16 protein-coding genes are annotated in these 16093 nt (G+C 54.5%); 9 read left to right on the top strand and 7 right to left on the bottom strand.

What is annotated here, in order from left to right:
• Nucleotides 1-2 precede the first annotated feature (2 nt).
• Nucleotides 3-1073, bottom strand: a complete 1071-nt coding sequence (locus H7F20_RS14950; RefSeq protein ID WP_185786967.1) for an acyl-CoA reductase — start codon at nt 1071-1073, stop codon at nt 3-5.
• A gap of 110 nt (nt 1074-1183) precedes the next feature.
• On the opposite strand from H7F20_RS14950, the gene H7F20_RS14945 reads away from it, so the two are divergent.
• Nucleotides 1184-1537, top strand: coding sequence for a 4Fe-4S dicluster domain-containing protein (locus H7F20_RS14945; RefSeq protein WP_185786966.1), 354 nt, complete (start codon nt 1184-1186; stop codon nt 1535-1537).
• A gap of 1 nt (nt 1538) precedes the next feature.
• On the opposite strand, the gene H7F20_RS14940 is transcribed toward H7F20_RS14945, so the two are convergent.
• Nucleotides 1539-3020: a carboxypeptidase-like regulatory domain-containing protein gene (locus H7F20_RS14940; protein WP_185786965.1), complete on the bottom strand. Its 1482-nt coding sequence runs from the start codon at nt 3018-3020 to the stop codon at nt 1539-1541.
• Between the two features lie 163 nt (nt 3021-3183).
• On the opposite strand from H7F20_RS14940, the gene ychF reads away from it, so the two are divergent.
• The 5 genes from ychF to H7F20_RS14915 all read left to right on the top strand — a co-directional run bounded on the left by ychF (nt 3184) and on the right by H7F20_RS14915 (nt 10486).
• Nucleotides 3184-4278 (top strand): redox-regulated ATPase YchF, encoded by a 1095-nt coding sequence (gene ychF / locus H7F20_RS14935; protein WP_185786964.1) that lies wholly within the window; start codon nt 3184-3186, stop codon nt 4276-4278.
• Nucleotides 4279-4408: 130 nt separating this feature from the next.
• Nucleotides 4409-6268 (top strand): DNA topoisomerase IV subunit B, encoded by a 1860-nt coding sequence (locus tag H7F20_RS14930; protein ID WP_185786963.1) that lies wholly within the window; start codon nt 4409-4411, stop codon nt 6266-6268.
• 13 nt (nt 6269-6281) lie between these two features.
• Nucleotides 6282-8933, top strand: coding sequence for a DNA gyrase/topoisomerase IV subunit A (locus tag H7F20_RS14925; RefSeq protein WP_185786962.1), 2652 nt, complete (start codon nt 6282-6284; stop codon nt 8931-8933).
• A 12-nt stretch (nt 8934-8945) separates the two neighbouring features.
• Complete coding sequence (gene mscL, locus H7F20_RS14920) at nt 8946-9377, top strand: large-conductance mechanosensitive channel protein MscL (RefSeq protein ID WP_185786961.1); 432 nt, start codon at nt 8946-8948, stop codon at nt 9375-9377.
• A 101-nt stretch (nt 9378-9478) separates the two neighbouring features.
• A complete protein-coding gene (locus H7F20_RS14915; RefSeq protein ID WP_185786960.1) occupies nt 9479-10486 on the top strand; it encodes a sterol desaturase family protein in 1008 nt (335 codons plus the stop codon).
• Here the strand turns inward: H7F20_RS14915 and H7F20_RS14910 are convergent.
• From H7F20_RS14910 to H7F20_RS14900, 3 genes are read right to left on the bottom strand one after another with little or no spacing between them, the layout of a single operon-like run.
• Nucleotides 10483-11295, bottom strand: coding sequence for a TerC family protein (locus H7F20_RS14910; RefSeq protein ID WP_185786959.1), 813 nt, complete (start codon nt 11293-11295; stop codon nt 10483-10485). The genes H7F20_RS14915 and H7F20_RS14910 overlap by 4 nt on opposite strands.
• A 2-nt stretch (nt 11296-11297) precedes the next feature.
• Nucleotides 11298-11669, bottom strand: a complete 372-nt coding sequence (locus H7F20_RS14905) for a DNA topoisomerase IV (RefSeq protein ID WP_185786958.1) — start codon at nt 11667-11669, stop codon at nt 11298-11300.
• Between the two features lie 45 nt (nt 11670-11714).
• The gene (locus H7F20_RS14900) at nt 11715-12077 is read right to left on the bottom strand and encodes a helix-turn-helix transcriptional regulator (RefSeq protein WP_185786957.1); all 363 of its coding nucleotides are present in this window, start codon (nt 12075-12077) and stop codon (nt 11715-11717) included.
• 258 nt (nt 12078-12335) lie between these two features.
• Here H7F20_RS14900 and H7F20_RS14895 point away from each other — a divergent pair, with 258 nt between their 5' ends.
• The 3 genes from H7F20_RS14895 to H7F20_RS14885 all read left to right on the top strand — a co-directional run bounded on the left by H7F20_RS14895 (nt 12336) and on the right by H7F20_RS14885 (nt 14553).
• Nucleotides 12336-13445, top strand: coding sequence for a M14 family zinc carboxypeptidase (locus H7F20_RS14895; protein ID WP_185786956.1), 1110 nt, complete (start codon nt 12336-12338; stop codon nt 13443-13445).
• A 91-nt stretch (nt 13446-13536) separates the two neighbouring features.
• A complete protein-coding gene (locus H7F20_RS14890) occupies nt 13537-14016 on the top strand; it encodes an Lrp/AsnC family transcriptional regulator (protein ID WP_185786955.1) in 480 nt (159 codons plus the stop codon).
• A gap of 12 nt (nt 14017-14028) precedes the next feature.
• Nucleotides 14029-14553 (top strand): DinB family protein, encoded by a 525-nt coding sequence (locus H7F20_RS14885; protein ID WP_185786954.1) that lies wholly within the window; start codon nt 14029-14031, stop codon nt 14551-14553.
• Nucleotides 14554-14563: 10 nt separating this feature from the next.
• On the opposite strand, the gene H7F20_RS14880 is transcribed toward H7F20_RS14885, so the two are convergent.
• Nucleotides 14564-14872 (bottom strand): hypothetical protein, encoded by a 309-nt coding sequence (locus H7F20_RS14880; protein ID WP_185786953.1) that lies wholly within the window; start codon nt 14870-14872, stop codon nt 14564-14566.
• 118 nt (nt 14873-14990) lie between these two features.
• Entirely contained in the window at nt 14991-16052 is a 1062-nt protein-coding gene (gene aroB / locus H7F20_RS14875) for a 3-dehydroquinate synthase (protein ID WP_185786952.1), read from the bottom strand.
• Nucleotides 16053-16093 lie beyond the last annotated feature (41 nt).

The following is a 16093-nucleotide window of genomic DNA, read 5'->3' as shown; positions in this document are numbered from 1 at the left end:
AATTAAGGGACTGATTGATCAGCGGTGACGGATTGCAGGAAAGCTACTGTATCCACATTGTCGGCATAGGCATCCAGGGCGGGTTGCTGGGATGCGCCAAATGGGATGGCCCCGGGGATATCCTTTGGCCCCACGATGCATTGCAGGTCTTCGGACAGGCCGGCAAGGTGCTCCCGCAAAGCCTCCGGGGAGCTGTAGGTTTCGTAAAACAGCGTGCCGATGGGCGAACCCAGCCCGCCGTCCTCCTTGACGAGGAGGAAGCCATTGTCGAGCATGGGTGCGCCGCTCATAAGGTATACCGCTTTGTTGTAATCGTAGTTGTTGGCGTATTTGTGGTGGTCAATCCGGTGTTTGTGCCTGAAGAAGGCATTGAAGAGCCCGTCAAAGTCATAACCCTCAGGGACATAGATTTTGGAAACGCTGCGGCATCCCATCCCGAAATACCGGAAGATGTCGTCTGCCAGCCCCTCGAGTTCAGCAACCCCCTCATTGCCGGTGAGGATCCCCACGCTGTTGCGGTTTTTCCGGATGATATGGGGGTGGCCCCCAAAATAATAGTCAAAATACCGGCTCGTATTGTTGCTCCCTGTGGCTATAACGGCATCAAACCCGCTGAGCGTCCCGGTCTCAAAGGCAATCCGACCGGACAGCCCGGGGTCGAAAGACACCAGTACATCCCGCATGGCTGGGAGGAGGACCGAATCGGAAGAGGCTGTCTTAACCAGGGCCCGGTGGCCGGTCATCAAAACGGAGACCAGGTCGTGGAAGCCCACCAGGGGGACATTCCCCGCCATGATCAGGGCGACGGTAGCTGATTTTCCCGGGTTCCCGGGATAGGCTGAGAACCATTGTAACAGGGATTCCTCCTGCAACACCTTTCCCCAGTGCCTGAGCGCGTGCAGGACCTCTTCCCGGGTAAACCAGGGGTTCTGGACCCGCGCCCTTTCTACCGCAACGCCCAGGTCCACGAAAACCTTGCCAGGCGTGGGTGCGGGCCCCTCATCGGCAGTAAAATCCCGAAGTATGCCCCCCAGCTTTGCAAGGGCCCGGTAACTTGTATCAGGCTGTCCCATACTATTTGTCTCCTATCTGTTTAGCAATTACCTTTGTGCAAAAGTAGAGATACCGCAGCCGCCTGCCAAAGGGAGCCGGTACAATGTAGAAGATTCGAAAAAGAAATCACATGGCAATCATCATAACAGACGAATGTATTAACTGCGGGGCCTGCGAGCCGGAATGCCCGAATACGGCAATTTATGAAGGCGCCGATGAATGGCGCTACAGCGATGGCACTTCCCTGGAAGGCAAGGTAGTTTTACCCAATGGGAAGGAAGTGGATGCCGATGCGGTTCAGGAACCGATCAGCGACGAGGTCTATTATATCGCACCGGATAAATGCACGGAATGCATGGGTTTCCACGAGGAACCCCAATGCGCCGCGGTGTGTCCGGTGGATTGCTGTGTCCCGGATGAGGACCACGAGGAAACGGAGGAAGAGCTGCTTGGGAAGCAGCGTTTCATGCACCCTGAAGGCTGAATCAATCCCCGCGTACCCGGAAATTTTTCATTTCTTCCAGGGGTTCGATGATCTGTGTATCTTCCCAGATGGTCGGTTCATACCGGTCAATCTCCTGTATGAGGATCTTTTTGGGTTCCCGGTAAGCGGCCAGTTCGCGGGCCGCATCTGGTGCCAGCGGGCTGAGCAGGACGGATTCCCGCTGTCGCACTCCGCCTTCCATCAGGAAATCAAAGCGCACTTTTTTCTTTTGCGGACTGTTTTCAATAAACTTCAAGCTACGGTGCAGGTAAATATAATTACCGTATTCACTTTGAATAAAATAAGGATCATAAGTATTTAGATCATTACGCCTGAAGATCACCGTCCCCCGACTGAGGTTTTCAACGTATTTGATTCCCAGCAGCAGCTTGAGGTTGACCTTGTCCCCGCGCCGCCCCTTTCCATAGGCATAGTCGGCCTTCAATACGGCAAAGGAAGCGGCATCCACATACAAGGTGCCTGCATAGCTCGCTTTCCGCTTCCTGGGTTCAAAACCAATGGCATACACATAATTGCCGTCAAAATACGTGGCTTTCAGAAAGCTGTGGCGGTACATATCCGGATCGATCAGTTCCCGCAGCAAGGTCCCGTCCTTCCAGCTTGCGGTTTTCGCCAGGTTTTTGCTTTTTCCTTTCAGGTAGCTGAAGTCCGTGCTGTCGTTTTCCCTTTCCGCCTCATCGGCAAATTCCTTGCCGGGCGAGATGCTGTCCTCGATCTTGAAGATGCCGGTTTTCACTTTGTAGGTTCGGCTGCTGTCCAGGTGGGAGAGGATGATTTCCTGGGCGCGTTCCTGTATCTCGTCCATGGAGTAGCCCTGTTTGTGGTCGGTGAGTTCCGTGGCCCGGTCTACCCGAAGGACCAGGGCGGTATCATTGACCGCGGTGAAGCCGCCCTTGAAGTCGAGGAACTTGCGGGCGTCGCTCCGGGCAATGTCCTGGCCCAGCTTCCTCAGGCGGGCGTCGGCGGCTGCCAGTGCCCTGCGGTTCAGGTCGGAGGCCTTTTCCAGTTCCAGCTGCAGGTCATCGAATTGCATGTACTCCGATTCCCGGTAGAATATCCCGTAGGCCTTCCCGATGTTGGCATAGTTTTGTTCCAGTCGCTGGCGCACTTCGCGCAGTATTTCCTCCACCCCGGGAACCCTGTTGGTCAGCCGGACTTCATTCAGGTTGATTGCCGCGGGCTCCAAACGGATGGGACCCGACTGGGCCAGGAGGGCATCCCGGTTCAATTCCAGGGTACGATACCCCATGCACGAGATTCGGAGTTCTGCCCCGGCCAGGGCTCCGGTACTGACTGTAAAAAAGCCCTCCTCGTTGCTGATGGTGCCTTTCCCCGGGCCGGTGGCCACGGTGGCGTAGGGTACAGGTTCGCCGGTCTGGCTGTCCAGCAGGCGGAGGGTTTTATTTTGGGCAAGGGCTGTCCCGGTAAAAGCCAGGAGCAACAGCAATGGGATAAGTCTCATAAGGGTCGGATTCCCCCTTAGGACGCAAAACCCGTTAAATTGTTACCGGCAGGTCGGAATTTTAACGGCTAATTGGCTGCGACTACCTGCTGCAAAACCGGATATTGGCCTATATTTGCAGCCGTAAATCGGGGGCCGCGGGTTCCCATAATTGCTTGCCCAAATGAAAGCCGGAATCGTAGGATTGCCCAATGTAGGCAAATCGACCCTTTTCAACTGCCTCTCCAACGCCAAGGCACAGAGCGCGAATTTCCCCTTTTGCACCATTGAACCGAATATCGGGGTGGTCAATGTGCCGGACCCGCGCCTGCAGAAACTCGAATCCCTGGTCAGGCCCCAGAGGGTTCTGCCAGCCACGGTGGAGATCGTGGACATTGCAGGCCTCGTAAAGGGCGCAAGCAAGGGAGAGGGCCTGGGTAACCAGTTTTTGGGGAATATCCGGGAAACGGACGCCATCCTGCATGTGCTGCGCTGCTTTGACAACGACAATGTGGTCCACGTGGACGGCTCCATCGACCCGATCAGGGACAAGGAGACCATCGACATGGAACTCCAGCTGAAAGACCTGGAAACGGTTGAAAAGCGGCTGGAAAAAGCCTCTCGGGCCGCGCGAACCGGCAACAAGGAAGCGCAGAAGGAAGCTGCTGCCCTCCAGGCCCTGAAAGCAGGGCTGGAATCCGGGACATCGGTGCGGGCCATTGCCATGGAGGATGAAGCGTACCGGGAATTCGTCATGCCCCTACAGCTGATCACCGACAAACCCGTCCTCTATGTCTGCAATGTGGACGAACAGGCAGCGATCTCGGGGAACGATTATGTGGAACGGGTCCGGCAGGCCGTTTCCGGGGAGAATGCCGATGTGCTGGTGCTGGCTGTGGCCACGGAGGCCGATATCAACGAATTGGAAACCTACGAGGAACGCCAGCTGTTCCTGGAGGATTTGGGCCTGGAGGAACCCGGTTCCTCGAAACTCATCCGCTCCGCTTACGGACTGCTCGACCTGCAGACCTATTTCACGGCCGGGGAAAAGGAAGTGCGCGCCTGGACCATCCCCGTGGGCGCTACGGCCCCCCAGGCCGCCGGAGTCATCCACACGGATTTTGAGAAGGGTTTTATCCGGGCCGAAGTGATCTCATATGAGGATTACGTGCATTTTGGCAGCGAGGCCAAGGTGCGGGAAGCGGGCAAGATGCGCGTGGAAGGAAAGGAATACGTTGTCCGGGACGGGGACGTGATGCACTTCCGGTTCAATGTATGAGGGGAAACCCAGCCACGGAAGACCAATTGAGTAATCAACAACCGGCCCTCCTATTGTTAATTACTTAGGGAGGCCCTGATTTTGTTTTGTTTTCCTATATTTTATATTAGCGGGTTAAACCCCCTTGTCTATGGCCCAGTCACAATATACCGAAGAGAATATCCGCTCCCTGGACTGGAAAGAGCATATCCGGATGCGTCCCGGGATGTATATCGGGAAGCTCGGGGATGGCTCTTCGGCTGACGACGGCATCTATATCCTGCTCAAAGAGGTCATCGATAACTGCATTGACGAATTTGTCATGGGGGCGGGCAAGACCATCGAGATTTCCATCCGGGACGACAAGGTCACCGTACGGGATTTCGGCCGCGGTATCCCGCTGGGAAAAGTGGTGGAGGTGGTCTCCAAGATGAACACGGGCGGGAAGTACGATACGCGGGCTTTCAAGAAAGCTGTGGGACTCAACGGGGTAGGGACCAAGGCGGTCAACGCCCTTTCCACCTATTTCCGGGTGGAGTCCAACCGGGATGGCAAGTCCATGGCAGCCGAATTCGAAACGGGCGACCTGAAAAACGAGGAATTCCTGGAGGAGTCTTCCCGGCGTCGCGGCACCAAGGTAACTTTCACCCCGGACGAGAGCATCTTTAAGAAATACAAGTACCGCAACGAATATGTGGAGCGCATGCTCCGGAACTATGTGTACCTGAACCCCGGGCTGACCATCTTGTTCAACGGGGAAAAATTCTTTTCCGAGAACGGGCTCAAGGACCTGTTGCAGGACAACAACAGCCCCGACGACCTCCTGTACCCGATCATCCACCTGCGGGGGGAGGACATCGAAGTGGCCCTGACCCACAGCAAGACCCAGTACAGCGAGGAATACCACTCTTTTGTCAACGGGCAGCACACCACCCAGGGGGGGACGCATCAAAGCGCCTTCCGGGAAGCCCTGGTCAAGACGCTCCGGGATTTTTACGGCAAGAATTACGACCCGTCCGATGTGCGCAAGTCGGTGATTTCGGCCATTTCCATCAAGGTGATGGAACCGGTGTTCGAAAGTCAGACCAAGACCAAGCTCGGTTCCACGGACATGGGCGGCAAATTGCCAACCGTGCGAACCTACATCAACGATTTTGTGGGACGGGAACTGGATAATTACCTGCACAAAAACCCCCAGACGGCGGAGGCCATCCAACGGAAGATCCAGCAGGCCGAACGGGAGCGGAAAGAACTTTCGGGCATCCGGAAACTTGCGAGGGAACGGGCCAAAAAGGCAAGCCTGCACAACAAGAAGCTCCGCGACTGCCGGGTACACCTGGACGATATGAAAAGCGACCGCCGCCTGGAGACCACCCTCTTTATCACCGAGGGGGATTCCGCTTCGGGGTCCATCACCAAATCCCGGGACGTCAATACCCAGGCCGTATTCAGCCTGAGGGGGAAACCCCTGAATTCCTATGGGATGAGCAAGAAAATCGTTTACGAGAACGAGGAATTCAACCTCCTGCAGGCCGCCCTGAACATCGAGGAATCCCTGGAGGACCTCCGCTACAACAACATTGTGATCGCCACGGATGCCGATGTGGACGGCATGCACATCCGCCTGCTGCTCATCACCTTTTTCCTGCAGTTCTTCCCCGAGGTCATCAAAGAGGGGCACCTGTATATCCTGCAGACCCCGCTTTTCCGGGTGCGGAACAAGAAGGAAACCATCTATTGCTACAGCGAGGAGGAAAAGCGGGAGGCAGTGCACAAACTCAAAGGCAAACCCGAGATTACCCGGTTCAAGGGGCTGGGCGAAATATCCCCGGACGAATTCCAGCATTTTATCGGGGACGACATCCGCCTGGAGCCCGTCATGCTCGACAAGGCGATGTCCATCGAGGAATTGCTGAAATTCTATATGGGCAAGAACACCCCGGACCGGCAGGAATTCATCATTGAGAACCTGAAAGTTGAAGTAGACCTGGTAGAAGAAAACCAATTGTAAGCGGCACGGCCGGATGGAAGAGAACGAACTCCTGGACAACCAGAACGAACACGAAGAGGAACAGGACGCGCTGACCCGGGTAACCGGCATGTACAAGGACTGGTTCCTGGACTACGCATCCTACGTGATCCTGGAACGCGCCGTCCCGGCCATCGAGGATGGCTTCAAGCCCGTACAGCGCCGGATCATGCACGCCCTCAAGGAAATGGACGATGGCCGCTACAACAAGGTGGCCAACGTGGTCGGGCAGACCATGCAGTACCATCCCCACGGGGACGCGAGTATTGCCGACGCCATGGTGCAGATCGGCCAGAAAGACCTGCTGATTGACACACAGGGGAACTGGGGGAACATCCTGACAGGCGACGGGGCAGCCGCATCCCGTTACATCGAGGCCCGCCTTTCCAAATTTGCCCTGGAGGTCGTATTCAGCCCGAAAATCACCGATTGGCAACTGAGTTATGACGGCCGGAAGAAGGAGCCGGTCCACCTGCCTGTCAAATTCCCGCTTTTGCTGGCCCAGGGTGCCGAGGGGATTGCCGTGGGGTTGTCCACGAAGGTCCTGCCGCACAACTTCAATGAACTCATCGACGCCAGCATCCGGCACCTGGAAGGGAAGCGCTTCAAGCTCTACCCGGATTTCCCGACGGCGGGCATCATCGATATTGGCAATTACAACGACGGAGAACGCGGCGGGAAGGTCCGCGTCAGAGCACGCATTGCCCAGCACGACAAGAATACGCTGGTAATCAACGAAATACCATACGGCACCAATACCTCTTCCCTGATCGATTCCATCCTGAAGGCGAATGACAAGGGGAAAATCAAGATCAAGAAGATCGAGGACAACACGGCCGCCGAGGTGGAAATCCTCGTGCACCTGCCCGCGGGGATCTCACCGGACAAGACCATCGACGCGCTCTACGCATTCACTGCCTGCGAATCCTCCATTTCCCCCCTGGGGTGCATCATCGAGGACAACAAACCAGTTTTTATGGGCGTCAGCGAAATGCTGCGCCGCTCCACGGACCACACCGTGGAATTGCTCCAGGCCGAGCTGGAGATCCTGCTGGCCGAACTGGAGGAGCAATGGCATGCCGCTTCCCTGGAGCGGATCTTTATCGAGAACCGGATCTACCGGGATATCGAGGAACAGAAAACCTGGGAAGGCGTCCTGAAAGCTATTGCCAAAGGGCTCAAACCGCATACGGAACACCTCAAGCGGGAGGTGACCGAGGAGGATATCGTCCGGCTGACAGAGATACGCATCAAGCGGATATCCCGTTTTGACCTTGACAAGGCCCAGCAAAACCTTGACAACCTGGAAGAACGCATTGCAGAAACCAAACACCACCTGGGCCACCTTACGGAATATGCCATCAATTACTTCCGGGAGCTCAAAAAGAATTTCGGGGGCGGGCGGGAACGCAAATCGGAAATCCGGGTCTTTGACGAGATCGAAGCAACCAAGGTGGTGATCCGTAACACGAAACTCTACGTCAACCGGGAGGAGGGATTTGTAGGTACCTCCCTGCGCAAGGACGAATACGTGACGGATTGCAGCGACATCGACGACATCATTGTCTTTACGAAATCCGGGCAGATGATGATTACGCGCGTGGATACCAAGACTTTCATAGGGAAGAACATCATCCATGTGGCCGTTTACAAGAAGAAGGACAAGCGCACCACCTACAACATGATCTACAAGGATGGCCGCGGGGGCCCAAGCTATGTGAAGCGCTTCAACGTCACCGCATTTACCCGCGACAAACTCTATGACCTGACTACCGGGAAGGCCCAGTCGGAAGTGCTTTATTTCACCGCCAACCCAAATGGTGAGGCGGAGATCGTCACCATCAACCTCAGGCAGTCCGGCAGTATCAAAAAACTGAAATGGGACCTGGATTTCGCCGATGTCATGATCAAGGGCCGCAATGCCAAGGGGAATATCGTCACCAAGTATGCGGTCAAGCGCATCGAGCTCAAGGAGAAGGGGTTGTCCACCCTCAAACCGCGGAAGATATGGTTTGACGAAACCGTCCAGCGCCTGAACGTGGACGGGCGGGGGGAATTGCTCGGGCAGTTCACCCCCGAGGACCGTTTGTTGATTGTCGACCAGAAAGGGAATGTGAAAACCGTGATCCCGGAACTGACCATGCATTTTGACCCCGATATGATCGTCCTGGAAAAATGGAACCCGGAAAAGCCCCTGTCCGCCATTTACTGGGAAGGGGAGAAGGAACTGTTTTACGTGAAGCGTTTCCTGATCGAAAACCCGGACAAGGAGGAAAACATCCTCACAGACCACTCCGGTTCCTACCTGGAAAAACTATTCACGGACTACCGGCCCGTTGCGGAAGTGGTTTTCGCCAAAAAGCGCGGGCAGGAACGCAAACCCAATATGGAGGTCAGCCTGGAGGATTTCATTGCCGTCAAGGGGATCACTGCCATGGGTAACCAGTTGACCCGGGACAAGGTCCTGGAGATCAATGCACTTTCCCCTTTACCCCATGAGGAACCCGAGAAGAAAGAAGCCCGGGACATCGAAGTGGTGGATGAGCAGGATGTGGACGGAGCGGATGCCGGGGAGCCGGGGGAAGGAAAAACGGATAAGAAAAATGGGAAAAAGGACTCGGATGAAACCCAGGGCTCCCTTTTTTAAATGACCAGACCAATGAGGGGATTCATACGCGAATTCAAGGATTTTGCCATCAGAGGAAACATGTTCGACATGGCAATCGGTATTATCATCGGAACCGCCTTTAACAATGTTGTCAACGCCCTTGTCAAACAAATTCTGACCCCGCCTTTGGCGCTATTCACCAGCGGAGTCAATTTTTCCAATTTGCGATGGGTGCTCCGGGAAGCAACTGAAAACTCGGAGGAAATTTCAATGGGATATGGGATGCTCCTGGAAACGCTCATTGACTTTGGCATCATCGCCCTGACGATCTTTTTGTTTATCAAGGGGTTGAACCGCATTCGTAACCGGGCTGACGACCCCAACGATAAAGCCGAAGTTACGCCCAAGGAGATAGAATTGCTGGCACGTATCGAGGCGCTGATGCAGGAACAAAACCAATGGCTGAAAAATAAGAAAGAGTAATTACACGTGATTTTAACCTCAAATTATTACAAACTCCCCCATATTTTTAGTATTATGTGCCCATCTGATTCTAATTCAAACTACATGCTGAACATTCTGTTATGGAGTTAACCAGCCCCCTGGTTTATGGAGTCCCCTGCTTCATCGCCTTTATCATCCTGGAGCTCGCCTACAGCAAAACACACGGAGATCATCATATTTACAAGTGGAAAGACCTCTTTGCCAGTGGTTTCATGGGGGTGGGTTCTGCCATTCTCGGCTCCCTGCTCAAGGTGGTTTTTTCAATCGTTCTTTTTGAGGCGGTTTACCAGTTGTTCAACCCCCTGGTGGACGGTGTGCGGACCAACATACTGGGATACGAGGCCTTTGGCTATGTATGGTATATCTGGCTCCTATGTATGCTGGCCGACGATTTCACCTATTACTGGTTCCACCGGGCCAACCACGAAATCCGCGTCCTTTGGGCCGCCCACATCGTGCACCATTCCTCCGATAACTTCAACCTGGGGACCGCAATCCGCAATGGCTGGTTTACCCTGGTGTACAAACCGTTGTTCTACGCATGGATGCCGGCCATCGGTTTCCCCCCGGAAATGGTCCTGGTCTGTCTGGGGATAGAAGCCCTTTGGCAATTCCAGCTGCACACCCAGTATGTGCCCAAGCTGGGGCCCCTTGAATCCATTATCAATTCGCACACCATGCACCAGGTGCATCACGCCCAGAATATTGAATACCTGGATAAAAACCACGGGGGGATCCTGAACATCTTCGACCGGCTGTTCGGCACCTGGAAGCCCCTGGACGAGTCCGTGGACATCCGTTACGGAGTGATCCATGCGCCCAACTCCTATAACCCCATCGTTATACTCACACACGAATTCAAAGACATCTGGAAGGATGTCAGGGGGGCGCGGAAATTTTCACACGTTCTGATGTATATCTTCGGCCCACCCGGCTGGAGCCCGGACGGAAGCACCCTTACCGTCAAACAGCAACAAAGGGCGTACCGGAAACAGTTGAAAAAGGAAAGGGAGCACAAGGCAGCGGCGCTGGCTCAAGCACAGGCAAAGGCAAAGCCAGAGCGGTTGCTCACCAAGCCTGTTGCCTAACCTTCCGGTTCCTCAGTTTCTTCTGTCCTGTTTTTAAGCCTTCTCAGGTCCAGGAATTCCACGCCAAGGGAAAAGGCAATCGCAAAATAGAGATATCCTTTCGGGATGCTTCCAACGGGGTTGTCGAAGACGACCAGGTGGGACAGGTGGGCTGCTTCGGCGATCAGCATAAAGCCGATCAGGATCAGGAAGGACAGGCCAAGGATCTGTATGGAGGGATGCCGGTTGACAAACGCCCCTACCGGGTTGGCAAAAAGCATCATGATCACCACCGAGATCACCACCGCAACGATCATCAGAATCAGTGCATCCACCGGATTCGGTGAAATACCGTTCGTCATCCCGATGGCCGTAAGGATGGAATCAAAAGAAAACACGATGTTGATAACGGTGATCTGAACGATCGCATTCATCATGGATTTTGATTGTGCCCTTTTGATTTCCCGTTCATCATGCCCCCTGTCTTCGACTTTTTCGTGGATTTCCTTGGTGCTTTTATAGAGCAGGAACAACCCGCCGCCGAAAAGAATCAGCGCCTGTCCGCTGATGGACCCGTGGATCCAGGAGCTGTCGAGGATGAAAAGGGGTTTCTTCAACTGAGTCAGCCAGGTAATCCCGAAAAGCAGCACGATCCGCATGGCCATGGCCAGGACCAGCCCGATATTCGTGGCTTTCTTGCGTTGGGCAGTAGGCAGTTTATCGGCGGCAATGGAGATGAAGATGATATTGTCAATCCCAAGCACAATCTCCAAAAACGTGAGGGTCAGGAGGGCTACCCATGCGTCCGGGCTGGCAAAGATCTCAAACATAATCAGTCGGTTTTAATGGCCGTTCCCCGTGAGGTCCGGGAAGTCCCGACCAATTTGTATTCAAAAGTATACGAATTCTCCGTGGTGGACAATATCTTCACGTGGACGGGCTTTTCCTCGGCACGGGTGCGCGGGTTCAGGTTGGACAGGATGTATTCGCAGTCATTGATCCAGCGGACACCAGCCGAATCCGTTTTCCCGGCGTATTCGGATACCTCCAGATCCTCGCCCCGGGTAAAAAGGGTCGTCTGTTCCTCTCCCTCCACTTCGGCAGTAAACCGGAAGGAACCCGTCCGGAAATTCTGGCATTCGCGTGTGGGTTGGTAGCAGGCCATCGGCAACAGTGCAAGAAAAAACAAGGAAAAACGCTTCATAGGGGTAAAGATAAGAACTTAGCCCCGACCCCGCCCCTGAAAAGGTCATCCTTCCGGATGAAAAATCCCGAAGGTGCCATCCGAATAGAAAATCACAATTTTGTCGATCCGGCGTTCGGTTGCCTCCCGGGAAGCCGGAGTTGATCGATCCGGTTCGGACGGACCGGGTACCTCAACAGGGGAGGCCGGGAAGGAACCCTTGCCGTTGAGCAGCCAGTAGAGGTTTACTTCCGGAAAGCGCTGGATCACCTTCATCACAAAATCAAGGCTGGGTTTATTCCTGCCGCTGAGCAAGTGGGAAATACTCGATCGGGGCACTCCTATTTCATCGGCAAAACCGGAGGCGGTTTGCTCGTAATAGGAGAGGATTTGCTCGAGCCGTTTGATGAAGGATTCTGTATTTACCATTGTGAATATTTGACGCCGGGTCTGACCTTAACGGGCTGTCACCAGGGAATAAAAAACATATTATTAATGCAATTAAAAGATTAGATAAAAATTTATAAATATCTGATAAATAGTTTTATAAACACTTGATGAATCTACTTGTTTACATTTGTAAAGCATCTTCGTGATACTGCGGAATTACATCCCAGAAAGCTACTCATATAATTTACAAATGTAAAATCTAAGAAGGTTAAATTTGCAGGGCAACCCATTTTCGATATGGACCTTTCTCACTATGAATCCTTCCGATCCAAATCGGTTTCCGGGCGGTACCTGTCCCCGGAACACCTGAGTCTGGCCCTGCAAAACCCGGACAGGAATATCCAGATGGACCAGCCCGGGGAATCCGTAAACGGCCTGCCGGTAATCAGGCTGCGATGGGGCAACGGACCGGTCCGGGTACTGATGTGGTCTCAGATGCACGGCAACGAATCCACCACCACCAAAGCCGTCCTGGACCTCCTGAATTTCCTGTGTCAGACTGCCGGCCAAAAGGATGCACTGGAGGAGCAGCTAACCCTGGAGATCCTCCCCATGCTGAATCCGGATGGAGCCAGGTCGTATACAAGGGAGAATGCCAGTGGCGTGGACCTGAACCGGGACGCCCGGGTGCTTTCCCAGCCGGAGAGCCGCATCCTCAGGTCCTGTTATGAATCCTTTCGGCCGGATTATTGCTTTAACCTGCACGACCAGCGGACCATCTACAGCCTCGGGGCCTCGCCCATACCCGCCACCCTTTCCTTCCTCGCTCCTTCGGCAGACAGCAGTCGCAGCCTTCCCGTAAACCGGATCCGGGCCATGCAGCTCATTGCCGCCACGGCAGAAGACCTCGGGGAGATCCTGCCGGGGGGTATCGGCAGGTACGATGACAGTTTCAATGAGAATTGCGTGGGTGACCAGTTCCAGATGGCCGGTACACCAACCCTCCTGTTCGAGGCCGGCCATTTTCCGGGGGACTATGAGCGGGAGCACACGAGGTATTTTGTATTCAACGCGTTGCTCAGTGCCCTGAAGCGAGTGGCGTCCAGTTCCTTTGACGGCTTTCTGCCAGCCCAATACCAGGCGCTTCCCGAAAATGGAAAACAGCTGGTGGATATACGCATCAGAAATGCCGGGCACCTTTCGGACCGCTATGCGCCGGACCAGGTGCTCGCCATCCAGTACCGGGAAGTGCTTAGGGAGGGCCGGATCCACTGGGTACCCGAATGGCCGGCCGAAGGCTTGTCCGAGGCGCGCTACGGGCATCGGGAATGGGATGCATCCCGCGCCTCAGACCGGGCGGAAATCCTTCAGGAGCCGGGGCTTAAGAAATTGCTGACCGAGGGGTGAACGGCAGGGTTTATTGCATTATATTCAAAATTTCATTGGTTTGGATGCGTAATATTTCTTAAATGGTTATTTTAGCTTAAAATTTTTTGAAATGGGCAAAGTTAAATTGGACGAAATCGATCACCAGATCCTGGATATGCTGATCGACAATACCCGTACCCCCTTTACTGACATTGCAAAAAAGCTGCTGATTTCTGCCGGCACGGTCCACGTCCGGGTTAAAAAAATGGAAGAAGCCGGGATCATCAGGGGCAGCTCTTTGACTCTGGATTACGTCAAGCTCGGGTATTCTTTTATCGCCTATGTCGGGATTTTCCTGGAGAAGACCCACCAGACCAAGTTTGTGTTGGAGCGGCTTACCCAGATACCAAATGTTACCGTTGCGCATATCACCACCGGGAAATTCAATATTTTCTGCAAGATCCGGGCAAAGGATACCAACCACGCCAAGAACATTATCTTCAAGATCGATGATATCGAGGGGATCAGCAGGACGGAAACCATGATTTCCCTGGAGGAGAGTATCAACGATAAGAAGCGGCTAATGCACACCATTTTCAACGAACTGTAGCCGCCAGGGCCCATGAAGCGTTCCGAACTGACTTCCTCCGATTGCCCTGCGTATTACCAGGGCTACCTGAATACCCTGCCTCCCGATGCCGACCTGCTGACCATGCTGGGGCGGCAGCTGGGAAATTTCCCCGAATTCATCAAAAGCATCCCCCCGGACCTGTGGTCGTACCGGTATGCCGACGGGAAGTGGACCCTGGCCGAAAGCCTGGGACATGTATACGATACCGAGCGTGTTTTTCAATACAGGGCACTGCGGTTTGGGCGGAAAGACGCTACACCGTTGCCGGGCTTTGAACAGGATGAGTGGATTTGGGCCAGCCCTGCGGGGAAATGGTCGGCCGAAAGGCACCTGGAAGAGTACCAGGCAGTGCGGCAGGCCACACTATCCCTGTTCCGGGATTTCTCCAGGGAGGATCTCAGCTGGAAGGGTACGGCCAGCGGCAAGCCCATGAGCCTGGGAGCCATTGGGTTCATTATCTGCGGCCACCAGCGGCACCACCGCAACATTATCCGGGAGCGCTACCTGGATCAGTAAGCTGCCGGGGTCAGTCTTCTTCCAATTGCAGGTCGGTTTCCAGGGACCCGTCGTATTCGGATTCAAACAGGTCCTCTGACGGAACATCCGTATCGTCATCGAGGGACAGGAAATCCGACATGAGCCGGTTTAAGTCCTTGCCGATTTTCACCAGGTAAAGAGCCTCGGGAGTGCGTAGTTCCACAGCTTCTATCCATTCCCCCTTGGCATTGCGAAAGGTGAGCACGTCCTCATCTCCATATCCCTGAGGATACCGCTGCAGGAGTGCCGCAGCCAGCTCCTGGGTGAGTTTTTTGTAATCGATGATAATGCGCTTCATAACAACAGGTTTGGTTGCCCGGGCCTACACCCGGAGGTTCTTACTGTCGAATCTAATTGATTTTCAGGCCTGTTGCAGAAAAGAGTTGTGAAGCGCGGGGTTTTAGTGTATCAACCTGCTAATCCCTGTAGTAATCAAAGGCTTCTGCCAGGATCCCGGCAGGTACCTCCTGGTTGTAAACGGCCTTTCCGATCCGTTCCAGGAGGGAAAAAAGCACCCGGCCGTGCGTGTTTTTCTTATCGTGGATCAGCAGACGGAAGATTTCGGGTTGTTGCTGCTTCGGTATCCGGGTTTTTGGGAAAAATTTCAGCAACCCCTCCCGGATCCGGTTGCATTCGTCCATACCCAGCCCGGATATGCGCGTGGAAATGTACGCCTCCATAATCATCCCGATCGCGATGGCTTCCCCGTGGAGCAGGGGCTCAAGGTCCGGCCGGCCCAGGAAATGGGATTCGATGGCATGTCCCAGGGTATGCCCGAAATTCAGGATCTTCCGCAGGTTCTTTTCTGTAGGGTCAGCCAGGACCACTTCATTTTTCAGGGCAACGGAATGCCGGATGTGCGGGATAGATTCCACCGGGGATTCCAGGGCAGCCAGTTCCTCCCAGTAACCCGCATCGCGAATCAGCCCGTGCTTGAGCATTTCCGCAAAACCGCTGCGAAGTTCCCTGGCATCCAGGGTCTCCAGGTAGGTGGGGGATATGAGGACCATCTCGGGTTGGTTGATCACGCCGATCTGGTTCTTGAGGGGCCCGAGGTCCACCCCGGTTTTCCCGCCTACCGAGGCATCCACCATGGATAGCAGGGTGGTGGGGATGTTGATAAACCGGATGCCCCGCTGGTAGGTGGAGGCCACGAAACCGCCCAGGTCCGTTACCACGCCCCCGCCCAGGTTGACCAGCAGGCTCTGCCGGTCGGCCCCGTTCTCGGACAGCCCCTGCCAGACAGCCGTGCAGCTTTCGATATTCTTATGTGCCTCCCCGGCAGGGATCCCCAGGTGTACCCATTGGCCGGCCTCCGGGAAATTTTCGCAGAGGACCGGTCTGCACAGGCGCGAGGTATTGGAGTCCGTCAACAGGAAAATCCTGGAATAGGGGGTTTCCTCCAGGTGGGTTTTCAGGGCCCCCAGTGCCGCTTCCTCAAAATGGACGGAGTGGGAGGCCGTCTGGATCGGATTCATGGATGGATTGCTTTCCGGGCAAAATAACCGTTTTTTTTGAT

It is taken from the genome of Robiginitalea sp. SC105 (assembly GCF_014243345.1).
Taxonomy (GTDB): domain Bacteria; phylum Bacteroidota; class Bacteroidia; order Flavobacteriales; family Flavobacteriaceae; genus Robiginitalea.
The sequence above is the reverse complement of the archived record's forward strand: the minus strand, read 5'-3'. Positions and strand labels throughout refer to the sequence as shown.

Bases quoted from the DNA above. Each gene is read 5' to 3' on its own strand.
- H7F20_RS14910 (WP_185786959.1), bottom strand. From the start codon at position 11,295: ATGTTTGAGATCTTTGCCAGCCCGGACGCATGGGTAGCCCTCCTGACC.
- H7F20_RS14880 (WP_185786953.1), bottom strand. From the start codon at position 14,872: ATGAAGCGCATTATCATCGATTACAAAAAACTCACCCAGGAGCTGGCT.
- H7F20_RS14930 (WP_185786963.1), top strand. From the start codon at position 4,409: ATGGCCCAGTCACAATATACCGAAGAGAATATCCGCTCCCTGGACTGG.
- H7F20_RS14885 (WP_185786954.1), top strand. From the start codon at position 14,029: ATGAAGCGTTCCGAACTGACTTCCTCCGATTGCCCTGCGTATTACCAG.
- H7F20_RS14895 (WP_185786956.1), top strand. From the start codon at position 12,336: ATGGACCTTTCTCACTATGAATCCTTCCGATCCAAATCGGTTTCCGGG.
- H7F20_RS14950 (WP_185786967.1), bottom strand. From the start codon at position 1,073: ATGGGACAGCCTGATACAAGTTACCGGGCCCTTGCAAAGCTGGGGGGC.
- H7F20_RS14915 (WP_185786960.1), top strand. From the start codon at position 9,479: ATGGAGTTAACCAGCCCCCTGGTTTATGGAGTCCCCTGCTTCATCGCC.
- H7F20_RS14945 (WP_185786966.1), top strand. From the start codon at position 1,184: ATGGCAATCATCATAACAGACGAATGTATTAACTGCGGGGCCTGCGAG.
- ychF (WP_185786964.1), top strand. From the start codon at position 3,184: ATGAAAGCCGGAATCGTAGGATTGCCCAATGTAGGCAAATCGACCCTT.
- H7F20_RS14940 (WP_185786965.1), bottom strand. From the start codon at position 3,020: ATGAGACTTATCCCATTGCTGTTGCTCCTGGCTTTTACCGGGACAGCC.
- H7F20_RS14925 (WP_185786962.1), top strand. From the start codon at position 6,282: ATGGAAGAGAACGAACTCCTGGACAACCAGAACGAACACGAAGAGGAA.
- mscL (WP_185786961.1), top strand. From the start codon at position 8,946: ATGAGGGGATTCATACGCGAATTCAAGGATTTTGCCATCAGAGGAAAC.
- H7F20_RS14905 (WP_185786958.1), bottom strand. From the start codon at position 11,669: ATGAAGCGTTTTTCCTTGTTTTTTCTTGCACTGTTGCCGATGGCCTGC.
- H7F20_RS14900 (WP_185786957.1), bottom strand. From the start codon at position 12,077: ATGGTAAATACAGAATCCTTCATCAAACGGCTCGAGCAAATCCTCTCC.
- aroB (WP_185786952.1), bottom strand. From the start codon at position 16,052: ATGAATCCGATCCAGACGGCCTCCCACTCCGTCCATTTTGAGGAAGCG.
- H7F20_RS14890 (WP_185786955.1), top strand. From the start codon at position 13,537: ATGGGCAAAGTTAAATTGGACGAAATCGATCACCAGATCCTGGATATG.